Source organism: Labilibaculum antarcticum, from assembly GCF_002356295.1.
Taxonomy (GTDB): Bacteria; Bacteroidota; Bacteroidia; order Bacteroidales; family Marinifilaceae; genus Labilibaculum; species Labilibaculum antarcticum.
Genome location: NZ_AP018042.1, coordinates 3,559,979 through 3,573,860, shown reverse-complemented (window position 1 = coordinate 3,573,860; position 13,882 = coordinate 3,559,979). Strand labels below are relative to the sequence as shown.

The 13,882-nt window shown below is 37.3% G+C and carries 8 protein-coding genes; 2 read left to right on the top strand and 6 right to left on the bottom strand.

Annotated features, from left to right (window positions below):
• Nucleotides 1–9: 9 nt before the first annotated feature.
• Genes ALGA_RS14155 through ALGA_RS14145 form a run of 3 tightly spaced genes read right to left on the bottom strand, consistent with a single transcriptional unit; the run spans nt 10 to nt 5,497 of the window.
• The gene (locus tag ALGA_RS14155) at nt 10–1,047 is read right to left on the bottom strand and encodes a glycoside hydrolase family protein (protein WP_197705566.1); all 1,038 of its coding nucleotides are present in this window, start codon (nt 1,045–1,047) and stop codon (nt 10–12) included.
• Nucleotides 1,048–1,095: 48 nt separating this feature from the next.
• A complete protein-coding gene (locus ALGA_RS14150; protein WP_096430078.1) occupies nt 1,096–3,615 on the bottom strand; it encodes a glycoside hydrolase family 2 TIM barrel-domain containing protein in 2,520 nt (839 codons plus the stop codon).
• A 55-nt stretch (nt 3,616–3,670) separates the two neighbouring features.
• Nucleotides 3,671–5,497 carry a sulfatase-like hydrolase/transferase gene (locus ALGA_RS14145; RefSeq protein WP_096430076.1) on the bottom strand — a complete coding sequence of 609 codons (1,827 nt, stop codon included), beginning with the start codon at nt 5,495–5,497 and terminating at the stop codon, nt 3,671–3,673.
• Between the two features lie 686 nt (nt 5,498–6,183).
• Here ALGA_RS14145 and ALGA_RS14140 point away from each other — a divergent pair.
• Both ALGA_RS14140 and ALGA_RS23000 read left to right on the top strand, forming a co-directional pair.
• Nucleotides 6,184–8,577, top strand: coding sequence for a hybrid sensor histidine kinase/response regulator (locus ALGA_RS14140; RefSeq protein ID WP_096430074.1), 2,394 nt, complete (start codon nt 6,184–6,186; stop codon nt 8,575–8,577).
• Between the two features lie 109 nt (nt 8,578–8,686).
• Nucleotides 8,687–8,836, top strand: coding sequence for a hypothetical protein (locus ALGA_RS23000; RefSeq protein WP_153244855.1), 150 nt, complete (start codon nt 8,687–8,689; stop codon nt 8,834–8,836).
• A gap of 655 nt (nt 8,837–9,491) precedes the next feature.
• On the opposite strand, the gene glpC is transcribed toward ALGA_RS23000, so the two are convergent.
• From glpC to glpA, 3 genes are read right to left on the bottom strand one after another with little or no spacing between them, the layout of a single operon-like run.
• Nucleotides 9,492–10,751, bottom strand: coding sequence for an anaerobic glycerol-3-phosphate dehydrogenase subunit GlpC (glpC, locus tag ALGA_RS14135; protein WP_096430072.1), 1,260 nt, complete (start codon nt 10,749–10,751; stop codon nt 9,492–9,494).
• 7 nt (nt 10,752–10,758) lie between these two features.
• Nucleotides 10,759–12,003: a glycerol-3-phosphate dehydrogenase subunit GlpB gene (gene glpB / locus ALGA_RS14130; RefSeq protein WP_096430070.1), complete on the bottom strand. Its 1,245-nt coding sequence runs from the start codon at nt 12,001–12,003 to the stop codon at nt 10,759–10,761.
• 12 nt (nt 12,004–12,015) lie between these two features.
• Nucleotides 12,016–13,641, bottom strand: coding sequence for an anaerobic glycerol-3-phosphate dehydrogenase subunit A (gene glpA / locus ALGA_RS14125; RefSeq protein WP_096430068.1), 1,626 nt, complete (start codon nt 13,639–13,641; stop codon nt 12,016–12,018).
• Between the last annotated feature and the right edge of the window lie 241 nt (nt 13,642–13,882).

The following is a 13,882-nucleotide window of genomic DNA, read 5'->3' as shown; positions in this document are numbered from 1 at the left end:
TTGATTAGCCTATTCTTTTAATTTTGATTGATCGATTTGAAGCACCGCTCCTGAATGACATCCATCTTCTCTAAAAATTGCATTGAATAAATATTCTGGCTGTCCATCCTTCCAAAGAACTTGTACCCTTTCGTACCTGGCTTTTTCTGAAACTGGAAAATAATGTGAACCTTTATGATGACTACGCTGATATTCGCCCCAATGCAAACCATCTTCCGATTCCAGATACAATCCGCTGTACCAATCGAAATGGCCCATATCTCTAATCAGACAATGAAACTTATTTTTGTAGTGAAAAAAGTATGGATCTTCGGTCTGTCCGCCGCGTTCTGGAAAGTCTATTATTGGATTCCCCTCATATTTCACATAAGGTCCTTCTAGTTTTTTTGCCATAGCGACACCCGTTTTTCGTCTATCGTCATTGCGTCTATCCCAAGAACGATAATAAATCCAATATTCTCCATTAGGATGTTTCATAAAAGATGGATTTACGGTACAATATCCATCCCAAGCCATGCTGTCTTTTGAAACTTCAATAATCGGTTTGTCAAATCGTTTCCAAGGACCATTTGGAGAATCGGCTATGGCCATTCCTACCCGTTGCGTATTTGCTGATTTTGCCCTCGTTCTCCAGTCATCTTGCTTTAGCGTATCATTTCCAATGTAAAGCATTACATATTTCCCATCAACTCTCTGGATATTTGGATTATGAATGGTATTTGCATCCCAGTATCCTTTGCGACCTTCTAAAATTATGCCTAGTTTTTTATATGGCCCTTCAGGATGATCAGCAACAGCATGTGCTATTTTACTGTTTGTAAGCCAATGACCACTTTTCGCCCAAGTTGAATAGTAAACATGAACTTTTCCCTTCTCATCATAAATTGGAGCACATCCCCAAACAACGCTATCTTTAGTTTGCAAGATAAATTTGCCTTTATCTGCAAGACTTTTGGTAATCCAGGAATCTTTCGGTTCTTCAACTCTCTGGGCTACACAATAATTGTAAGTCAAGAATATCAAACATATCGTTATTAAATTTTTCATGATAGCTATAAAAATTAATGTTTGTAATTTACATTTCTGAGTTCCAAATTATTTTATTTCAATCTGTATTCGATTGCTTTTTAAACCATCTGCGGAAGCATTAATAACAATACTACCTTTTTGTTTTAATGATTGTATTAAAAGCATACCACGTCCTTGAGATGTAAGCAATTCATTAGACTGATAATCCTGAATACTTTTGTTTGATCCATTGTCTACACCTAGAATTGTGGCATCTCCATCCAAGCTAAAAGTCAACTTCTCATTAGATATCTTCACTTCATTTCCATCTTTATCAACTAGCTGAGCAATTACATGAGCAACATCATAGCCATCTGCCGAAAGTGTTGTTTTATCCGTTGTTAAACGAATACCAACAGGAGCTGAAGCTGATTTTAATTCTGCCTTGATTCTTGCGCCATCAAATCCTGCCTTTGCAGTAAGTGTTCCTGCTTGATAGGGAACAGCCCAACGAAGAATACGATCGGGGCATTCGGACAAGCTTCTGCAACCCAAAGACACTCCATTTAAGAAAAGTTCAACAACAGGAAGATTTGAACAAACTTCCACCAAAACCATTTCACCATCGGAATAGTTCCAATGCATATTCGATTCGCTGTTGCGCCATTGCAGTGATTTATTAGATTTCGGAACTGGTTTTCCACTCAATTCGTCAACTGTGAATTCCGAATCGACTACAGGTAATGTTCCCAATGAGATCTGAGGTTTATTCACCCAAATACTCTTAAAGTAATTCCATCCCTGCTTTTCAAAGCCAGCAAAGTCGAGCATGTCGCCATCCCAACCTTTCTGCGGCCATTTATCTTGTGATTCACCCAAATAGTCGATACCGGTCCACATATACATGCTAAACACCATAGGATTCTCGATAATAGAAAGCCACTCGCTTAACAAACCAGAATTCTCGTTCCCTGTAAACATCATATCCGGGTAGTTCTTCTTGCACCAATCGTACTGAGCAATCTGATAACTAAAACCAACTACATCTAAAGCACCCGCATAACCTGAAGCACAACTGGCCACCGGAATAATCAGATTTGCTGTAACGGCACGAGTTGTATCTACTTCTTTTACCCATTTAGCCAATCGTTGAGCTGTTTCGGCCAATTTATATTTTCGATCTGGCAATGCATTATAACGAGCCTTCATTTCGTCGGCTGTTAAATCTGGTATTTTATTCCAATATCCACCTTTCACTTCTGGATCCCACAAACCACTCACGTGCTTGTATCCTGGGTATGTCCATTCGATTTCATTTCCAATACTCCACTGAAAAACTGAAGGGTGATTTCGATCTCGTAAAATGGTTCTTTTCAAATCACTTTCTCCCCATTTCTGAAAATGTTCGGTATAACCCCGTGTGATGTATTGCACACTTTGTTCATTCAGATTGTGCTGCTTATCCTTAGGATTATCCATCTCGTCGAAGATTTCGTTCTGAACTAAAAATCCCAATTCATCGCATATATCAAGAAATTCCTCAGAGAACGGATTGTGCGAGGTACGGATGGCATTACAACCTGCTTCTTTCAACTTTTCAAGACGACGTTTCCAAACACCCTTTGGTACAGCTGCTCCTACTAAACCACCATCGTGGTGTAGGCAAACCCCTTTCACATAAGTTGATTTTCCATTTAAAAAGAATCCCTGATCCTTATCAAATCGCAGACTACGAATCCCGAATGGTGTGGTGTATTTATCAACTACTTTGTTGTTCACCATTAGCTTTGACACAGCTTTGTACATATTTGGTGTCTCTGTATCCCATAAATTTGGCTGAATTACAGAAATCGCCTGTGAAATTTTGGTTTCTTTACCAGCCGACAACTTCAATTCCTTTATATCAGAAGCGACAACTTTTCCTTCTGCATCGAAAATGTCAGTTGAAAGAGTGAATTTACTATTTCCTTTTCGAGAGTTTACCACTTTGGTTTCCACTTGTACTGTCGCCTCATCCGCAGTAACCTGTGGTGTTGTAACAAAAGTTCCCCATATAGGAATATGCAATTTATCTACAGTTATCAACTTCACATTTCGATAGATACCACTTCCTGTGTACCAACGGCTATCCGCATAACGAGAATGATCCACATGAACAGTTAGAACATTCTCTTCTCCATTTTCTTTTAAAAATGATGTCAAATCAAAGTAAACAGGAGAATAACCGTAAGGATTCTCTCCCAAACGTTCTCCATTTAACCAGAAAGTTGCATTATTATAAACTCCATCGAATAAAATGAAAGTACTTTTCTGATTTTTATCAGAAGGCGTTTTAAAATGCTTTTGATAAACACCAACTCCACCGGCTAAATAACCAGTACAACCTTCCATTTTTTCATCAAATGAAAATTCTACACTCCAGTCGTGTGGTAATCTAACATCACGCCAAGTGTTATCTGTCATTGGAATTTGCTCAGGTATTTTTGTATCCTCAAGCAAAGTAAATTTCCAGTCGAAATTGAAATCGGTTTCTCGTTCTTGCGCTCTCAAATTTTGAGAAGCAAAAAGCAGCAACAAAATGCTTGTTAAAAAAAATGTACTCTTCATTATTTTATTTCTATATATTTTGATTTCCACACCAATCTCGATGAAGTCAGGCTAATTATTTTAAATCTAACTTATGATCGTTTGAGCCCGGTGCAAAATTACTGCGATACACTTCAGTACCATCGGCCTTTTTGCCCCATTTTACTTCTACACGGTTATCGCCAAGTACAATACCTATAAGCTTCTTCTTCATAGCCTTAGCGATTTTTTCGTATTTTTTATCAAAAGCAAGATTGTTCACCTCATGAGGATCCGAAGGCATGTAATACAATGCCGGATCTAAATCCTCATAACTGGCATTGCAAGCCCAATCCATATCCTTACCTCGAACTTTATTTGGACGTGTCTGCATTGAAAACACATACTCTTTGGTGCGAATAAATGCACGAGGCCCTGTTACCGCATGGCTTTCGCCAACCACATAGTCTCTTTTAGTCGCTTTTCCTGAAGCAATCTTTGCCATATCGAAACCATCTAAATAGTTGAACTCTTTATTGGTAAGCTTGGCTCCTCCTGCTGCAAGAATGGTTGGGGCAATATCAACGAATTCAGTGTAATCTCTAACTACTTTTCCTGCTGGGTATGATTTTTTATCAGAAGAAACCACAACAATAGGATTGTGAGCATCTATATCCCAAGGTGTAAATTTGGATACTGAACCGTGATCATTCAACTTCCAACCATGATCTCCATTCACATAGACAATCATCCATTTTTTATTATTTTTTTCGCTGTATTCAATAAAAGCATCAGCAGATTGACCAATTAAATTATCTCCATAAGCACAAAAAGCATAATAATCCTGAATCATTTTTTGTTTTTCCTCATCGGTAAAATGATCAGAATACCCATGCGATACTTGCTTTCTTAGTTGAGCTGGCATTGTTTTCAGTTCTTTTTCATCGAACGCCGGAACTTTGTATTTGTGTTTTTGGAAACGTGCCCGATAATCTGCAGGAGGCAATACTGGTGTGTGTGGAAAATCATAACCGATATAAAAGAATTGCGGTTTTGAAGGATCAATTCCATGTATTTTTTGAGAGCCAACTGTAAACTCTTGCTTTTCATTATTCAAATAATCAATAAAAATTGACGAATAATAACCATCTCTTGTTTTTCCTGCAGGTTGCGAGCTTACTCCTGAAAGAATCATTCCATTATCGATCTGTTTCCCTTTTTTCTTATTGTAATGGCGAAGCATGTCGTATTTTTTCATTATTTTTTCAGTCATGCCTGCATATTCTGGTCTTTGCCTTTCTAACTCTAAGGAGGTGTACTTGAACTCACCTTCAGGAGTCACAAAGAATTCTAAACCTTTAATCGGTTTCTCTAATTTTTTCCCATCGAATTCGCTGAAATTATCTTTTCCCCAACCTGTAAAACCTTCTTTTCTTAAAGTCTTAAAATCAATATTATTTTGGTAAATATCTATAGGTTTAACTTTCCCATTCTCAATGGTCTTAATCCGTACGCCCAACTTACCAATACGCAATGTTTGATATCCCAAACCGGCCATCTGTTCTGGTAATGTTGGTTTACAATGCTCTGCTTTATTATTATAATATTCAAACTCATATACGCCGGAACGAAATGGATATCTTCCCATATGCATTGATGTACGGGAAGGTGCACATCCCTGAGCCTGACAATACGTGTTGATGAATGTGGTTCCCATCTTGGTTAAACGATCTACATTAGGAGATTCCACATAACCGAGCTCACTCATTTCATTTCCCGTAAGCATTTTGTTAAAGGATCTTATCGCATCGTAGCGATGATCATCAGTTAAAATCCAAAGAACGTTTGGTTGCTGAGCAGAAACCACTTTACCTATCATTAGCAAAACAAAAAATGCTAGAATAACTTGCCTATTTATTCTCATTATCGGTCAAAATTTAGTGTCAAGACTTCTCTCTTTTATGAATACTTGTAATTTTAACCAATTTTATTCGTTTCGTAATGTTGAAAATACTCCTGATAAGGGGTGTATATGACACCTCTCTTCTGAACACACCCATTTACTGCATGTACAACACAGAAACAATTCTGATTGTCTAGTTTTTGTATATGTTTTTAGCTTGCTTAAAAAGGGGTAAATATGGAAGACGATATAGAAAACATCACCACAACTTTATTTTAACTTGCCTCTATTCCTTATATTATGTAAGACTTTTATTCCATAAGAATGAGGAGTATTATATATGGCACTGGACTTGAAGAAATAGGCCGGTCTAGCTTTTAGACATGATCTAATTTACGATAAACGATGCGTGTTTTAGAACTGTACTATAAAATAAACAGGCTAAAAATTAAATAATTCACAGGATAATTACAACAGGGTATTTAGTAAGATTAACATCTATTTCGACAATGCCTAATGAACAAAACGTTCCCAATTATCTGCAGCCGAACAACCACATACTAAGTCACAAAAAAAATTGGCCAATTAAAATCAGAAACTACGACTAACTCCTGTTGAACAAGCTTTTTGACAATTATTGTCATTTCTCAATTTTAAATGAATATCTTACAGTATACAAACTCCTTTCTTAACAAGAAACAGATAGTATGGACGATTTTTTCAAATTAATTACACCAGTTACCTATTGGATTTTAATACTAATATGGTCTTACATCCTTTTTTTTTACATTAGGAAAACAAAAACGATCGATCAATCGGATAAATTATTGAAATTACTTCTTATTGTTTTGTCCATAGATGCTTTCCGAACACTTTTTGAAAGCGTTTACTTTGGCGCCTGGTTTACATCCCTTTCCAAACTACTTCCTATTGAGATTTTTAATTATTTATCACAAGCTCACATTGTGTTTATTCCAAAAATATTGAATCTCATAACGGCTATTATTATTTTCACCCTTCTAATTAGAAAATGGTTCACTGCAGAAATAAGTACAAAGCAAAAAAAAGAAGAGTTAATAGCAGAACAATCGAAAGAATTAACTGAAAAGTACAACGAACTGCTTCTTGCAAATGAAAATGCAATACAAAATGACAATTACACCCAAATGCTTTTTAATGAATCTCCTATTGGTTTAGCTCTGACTAAACTTACAGGAGAACTCGTTGTTGTTAATCAAGCTTATGCAAATATCATAGGTTACACTATCGAAGAAACTTTGAAATTAAGCTATTGGGATATTACTCCGAAAAAATATGCAAAACAAGAAGAACTTCAATTGGATTCGCTAAATAAGATTGGAACTTATGGACCCTACGAAAAAGAATACATTCACAAATCAGGAAAATTAATTCCTATTCGATTACAGGGGAAACTAATCAAAAAAGACAATCAGGATTTTATCTGGTCGAGCGTGGAAGATATTACCGATAAGAAAGACGCTGAGATTCTTCTTCAGGAACAAAATGAAGAATACCTGGTTCTGAATGAAGAATATCAATCTCAAAATGAAGAACTACGAGATGTAATAGAAAAAATAGAGAAAAGCGAATCAAGATTTAAAGCTCTTCATGATGCTTCCTTTGGAGGAATTGCCATACACGACAAAGGAATAATTTTAGATTGCAATCAAGGTCTTGCAAAAATATCGGGATATTCTACCGAAGAACTCATTGGAATGAACGGGCTGTTGCTAATCGCAGAGCATCAGCGTGATCTTGTTCTCCAAAAAATCTTAAACGAATACGAAAAGCCATATCAAAGTATTGGAATACGTAAAAATGGTGAAGAATATCCCATTCGATTGGAAGCCCGCCAAATCCCCTATCAAGGAAGAAATGTTCGGGTAGTAGAATTCCGCGACATTACAGATCAAATAAAAAATGAAATAGAACTTAAAAAGGCAAAAGAAAAAGCAGAAGAAAGTGACCAACTAAAAACTGAATTCATTAATAATATGTCACATGAAATTCGAACACCAATGAATGGAATTCTCGGATTTTCAGATTTATTAAATGAGCCAAATATTACAGATTCAAAACGACAATATTACAACGAGATAATTCAGAACAGTGGCAATCAACTGCTTAGAATCATCGATGACATTCTTGAAATTTCAGAACTAGGAACAAAACAGGCTCGGGCTCAAATAGAGGAATTGTGTTTAAATAATTTCTTATCGGAATTATTTACAATATTCGAGACGAAGGCAAAAATGAATAAGACGCCATTATATTTAAAAAATGATCTTTCGGATATTGAAATTACTCTACTCACAGATCCCTATAAATTGAACAGAATTGTTAGTAATATACTGGAAAATGCGTTGAAATTTACAGATAATGGATCTATCGAATTGGGCTGTAAGTTACAAAACAACAATCTACTAATCTATGTAAAAGACACTGGCATTGGAGTACATCCCGAAAAGCAAAAACTTATTTTTGAACGATTTTCGCAAGAAGATAAAGAAATGTCTCAAATTGTTGGAGGCTTAGGATTAGGCTTATCTATCGCCAACGAAAATGCGAAACTTCTTGGTGGCAATATTACTTTAGAATCCGAAAAAGGAAAAGGGGCAACATTTTATTTAAGTATTCCATACCAACCTGTAAAACCCAAAAATGATAAAAATAGGAATACGAATAATCAAAGTTTAAATTTAAATGAAGAAAGGCACCACACCATTTTAGTGGCTGAAGACGAAGAAGTTAACTTTATGTATCTGGAAATTATCCTTTCTGAATTTGACGATAACTTAACAATCATTCACGCAAAAAATGGAGAAGAAGCAATAGATATCTGCAAAATAAATGACCATATTGATTTAATTCTAATGGATATAAAAATGCCTGGAATAAACGGTATCGATGCGACTAAAGAAATTAGACAGTTTCGCCAACACGTACCCATTATTGCACAAACGGCTTACACAGCCATACAAGAGCGCGATGAAGCCACGCATGCAGGTTGCAACGATTTTATTTCAAAACCAATAAAAAAAGAAAAATTACTTGCAATTACGAATCATTATTTAAAGTAATAATATACACTCAAAAAGGGAAATATTTTACATTCGTCCCTTTGTTATCATTTTTTTCTCGAGCCTGAAGGGCTCAAAGATAATAGCCCGGGGTAAATGAGCACAGCGAATGCCACCCTGGGATATTAATGTGGCAGTAAGTACCGGCGCAGGTAAAGAAAACATTTGGAAAGCAATTCGCGTTTGCGTCGGAATAGCAAAAGATGGATCGTCGAAGCTTGATTTTAGGATGGTTTCGAATGTTACCAATTTTCAATAAAAGGAGTGAACCTGATTATTTTTTGCTTGTCCTTTAGCCAGACGGGCTTTTAATTTTTGATTCATTCATAATTTTAACGGGTATTCATGATCTCACTTCGTTCGGTACTAGGATAAAAAGCGAAACAAAAAATCATTGACAACGTCCTCAATCACCCGTTACTAGTTCGATTGCTAAACTACCGAACTTGTGAGATCATGAACTCCTATTTATGAAATTTAAATGTGAATAAAAAGAACTCGCTACGCTTAAACAGCTTTTTGTTCTTAACGCTCTCTTCACTATACGGGTCCCGATCTCCGGACTCAATGTCAAATCTACATCCTCGAAAGATTGCGATTTCACATATTCATGAACTTAAAATTGCAGCTAAAAAACAGCTAAATAAAATCTCAGGCCCAACTTTTACCGGTTATCCAGAATATTGAGAACTCTCCTTTACTTGACAAAAAATAAAAATGCCACAATCAAAGGATTTTAGACATCCAATAATTGTGACATACCACCCTAAAATTTAAAACTTCCACTTATACTTTACTCCCTGTACAATCAAATCTTGTACCCACACAACTATGTAAGTGTGCTATTGATGGGTTGCATATCAGTATGGATGCTGGCTTTATATATCGCAACCTGCTTAATATGAGTAAGCAATTTACTCTTGCCATAGTTTCATTGTAGCTTCTACATCCAATGCCTCGGCAAGGATAGAAATTGGATGTTGAACCTTTTTAGTGGTTGACATCTCAATTTGCCACTTACAGGTTTCACAATCAGTCGCTACAAAATCGACATTTGAGCCATCTATCTGATCGAAAAGTGGTTTCCCAACTCCCTGTGAAGTTTCGTAATTTTCTTTCTTAAATCCGTAAGTTCCCGCAATACCACAGCATCTTGATTCAAGAGACATAAAATCGATTCCCGGTATCATTTTAAGCAATGTGGTTGAATAAATAGACCAACCCAACTTTTCCATGTGGCATGGTGTATGATAAGCAATGCGTTTCTTGTAATTCTCTTTGAAAACCAATTTTAACTTTCCTGAATCGATTAAACGAAACAGGAATCTTGTAGCCAATTCACTTTCATCACGTATTTCCTCATTCTTCACCCCCAACAAATGCGGATACTCATCACGAATGGTGAAGATACATGTTGAAGAGGTCGATATTACCGGCATGTTTTTGTCAACGATAGATTTTTTAAAGGCTTCAACATTGTGTTTTGCCTGTTTCGTAGCCTGTTTAATCAAACCATTAGAAATTAAAGCGACACCACAACACTTTTCCTTTTCCAAAAGATGAACACCATAACCGGCAGCATTCATAATTTTAATCAGGTCTTTACCCAATTGAGGAAAATTATAATTCACATAACACCCATGAAAGTAGCTTACATGTTTCTTGAAATCAGTTTGTTTCTTTTCAGCATATTTGCGGTACCATGTTTCAAATCTCATCCCTGTATATTCCGGAAACATACGGTGATGATCTATTTTCAGCACTGTATCCATTATCCGCCGGACAGGCTTTAAGGCTACAATTGGATTAACAATGGGTGCAAAAGTGCTCGCCATGGTTCCTACAATATCAGTATTGGCCAAAATCATATCTCTGATTTTTGGCTTTTTCTTGCTGTATTTGATACGTGCCAGCTGAATGATATCTCCAATTTTCACTCCGTGCGGACAAGCAATTTCGCAACGTTTACAGTTGAGGCATAATTTCAATGACTCATCGTAAAAATTTTCATCCTTCAATCGTAATCGTTCTCCATCCGGACCTGACTGCTTAGGTCCCGGATAATCTGGATTTACCTCCAGAACAGGACAATAAACAGTACAAATCGTACATTTCACACACTGTTCAAAATTATTCTCGCTTATATTGATTGGTTCAATTTTTTCCTTTTTCATCGTCCCCTTATTTTAAAATTTGCTCAGCTACATGAAGCGAAGTAAGTACACTGATTCCGGCTCCACTTCCTTCCTTAAGGGCATTTGCCCCTCCAAGTACCGAACCTGCTACATATAAATTTTCTATTGGCTGACCGTTTATTAATGCACGGAAATGGCTGTCGGTTTTAACCCCATAATGCATATATGGCTGATCGTTAAAGAATTTCTCATCCAGCCATTTTTCATTATCTGTATCACCATCAATATCCAGCCCCAAAATAGGTTCGTATAACTTCTCGCGAGTTGCAACAATCCCCTTGCTATAAAAGCTTCCACTTGCCAAAACAAAGTGGTCGGCCTCAAGCTTGATATCGCCATGGTTCTTAGTATGAATAGCAACTAGTCTATTATTCTCGAGAGTACCTTCTTCTACATTATCGCCCAGAAAGTAGGTGCCACCCAACTCTTCAAATCTTTTTCGCAAAAATATCTGACTTCGTATACCTGGAACTGATGGAGGTATGGCCGGAAGCAATACCAGAGGTTTATTTATCTTGGATTTTAGATTTGCGACAACGTTTTTATTGAACAAACCAAATACTGCCGGCAGAATTACAACTTCAAACCCCTCACTTAATAAATTTACCTTTTCAGCAAATTCGTTAAGAGCATCTTCTCCCTGATCGAATACCTTCGCAATGTTAGTAGAACGCATTTCACTCGGATTGCGGCGAATTGCTTCAAACTCCTTCATCGCAAAGTTTTTAACTTGCGAATCCACGTCAAATTTCTTAAGTCCATCCTGAACAAACAAGGTGTGAAAATCAAGAAATCCACTAAAATTTAGGATGACTGCTTTCTTCCAAGGAAAGGTGTTTTTTTGTTCAAAACGCGTAAAATCATCTAATGTTAACCATGTTGGTTTCATAATCCCCATTGGGGTTAACACAAAATGATTTTGGTCTGCCTTACCCAAAAACGATAAGCCGGCACGATTTAAAAGCAAAGGTGCTTCAACGGCCAAACGTGCAATATTCTCAACTCCAACACGCTGATATGGATGTGAATCCGGCAATGTTTTGATCGCTTCCAACGGATTTTTCACTTCTTGTCCATTTAGCTTTCCAAGAAAGTCGAACGAACCAGAAAAAAAATGAATTGCACTCTGTCCCGATGAAACTATTGCACATTTTTTCCCTTGCTCCGCCAGTTTAATTCCGCATGTGAGTCCACTCAACCCACCTCCTATAATAATGTTATCGAATTTCATAGTAATCCTCGCTTAATTGTTATCTGGTTCCAAACCATATATGCCTTCGTAAATCCAAGAAGTAAACTGAATCTCATTAATTCCTTCCCCCCAAGTAATTGGCAACATTCCCTTCCATCGTTCCTGAAGAAATCTAGCCAAATCATCTTTTGCCTTACCTGGTTTTTCCGAAGCTTCGCAAAGGAGTCCGGCCGCACGGCAAGCACATAATTCTCCCTGACATGTTCCCATACCAACACGGGTACGGCGTCGCAGGTCCTTCAGATTTTTTACGTGCAATTCATTAATAGCATATTTTACCTCGGCTACTGATACCCCTTCACACTCACAAACCAATGAATCTTCGTAGTCGTCACCAGTGGAAATATTCTTTGCAAGAGTTCCATGACGATCTTTCGCCGATTTTTGTGAGATGTTAGCCCCTGTATATACTTTTTCCGTAGCAATACTTAGCGGATTTTCACTCTTTTCGGCTCCTGGCAAAACCTTATCTGCTGTTTCGCATTGCTTATCAACCGCCAGTTTTTTGCAGATTAAATCAGTAGCTTCTTCAGCCATCAAACGATATGTCATCAGCTTGCCACCCGTAATGGTGATAAAGCCAGAAAGTCCATCACGCTTCTGATGATCCAGAAGTACAATTCCACGGCTAATGTTTCGTCCGGTTGGATCATCGTCTGCAGCAACCAAGGGACGTACACCTGCATAAGCACGCAAAATACGAGTAGTGGCCAATGCCGGAGAAAGCTTTACTCCCTCACGAATAAGCACATCCACATCCTGCCTGGATACAAACATATTATCAATTTGGTCGTACGGAATACGTTCCGATGTGGTTCCAATCAGACAAATTGTATCTCCCGGTACCAGAATATCAGCATTAGCAGGCTTTCGACATCTGTTCAATACCATTTTATTCACACGGTGACCAAAAATAAGCAAAGAACCTTTCGCTGGAAACATATTGATATTGACACCAGCAAGCTTCGCAATGTGGTGGCCCCAAATACCTCCGGCATTCACAATTATTTTGCCGTAATAGTTAACGTTTTGTTTTGTTTCATGATTGAACAACTCCACACCAATAGCCCGGTCCTGCTCTTTCACAATACCTTTTACCTCATGACGTGTTAAGAGAACAGCTCCATGAATTTTGGCGTCCAGGGCATTCGACATCGTAAGGCGAAAAGGATCCACAGATCCATCTGGTACCTTCACAGCACCAATTAAATTTGGATTAACCGAAGGTTCAATATGACGAGCATAAGCAGGATCAATAATTTCATTTTCAATTCCGGCACTGCTACATGCATCTACAAATTGAGATTGAAAAGCGATGTCATCCTCCGGAAGAGTGATGAATAATCCATCATTTTCTTCCACACAATGGTTTGCAATACGTCGCAAAATCCTATTCTCTTTGATACACTCCGATGCAGACTCAGGGTCAGTCACAGCATATCGAGAACCACTATGTAACAAACCATGATTTCGTCCTGTAGCCCCAACGGCAAAATCATGACGCTCTACAAGTAAAACACTTAGTCCCCGCATCGCACAATCTCTAGCGGTACCCGTTCCGGTGATCCCACCTCCGATGATTATCACATCGTACTCATTGGATATATTCTTGTTCATGATAAATTAAATTTTATCGATATCTTTTTATAATCAGCTTACTAGTCCTTTCCATAGAAAGGGTTAAATCACATTCTCCCATCAGAGCTTTTTTTTATTTGAAGTTTCAATACTTCACAGCCCCTCTTCTTTTCTATATTCTTGCTTTGATTTTAGGACAATTATGATTCTGTAACAGCAAATATAAACAAACTACCTAGCAATGCAAAGTACATACCTTTTAAATGTATTTTGTATTGCA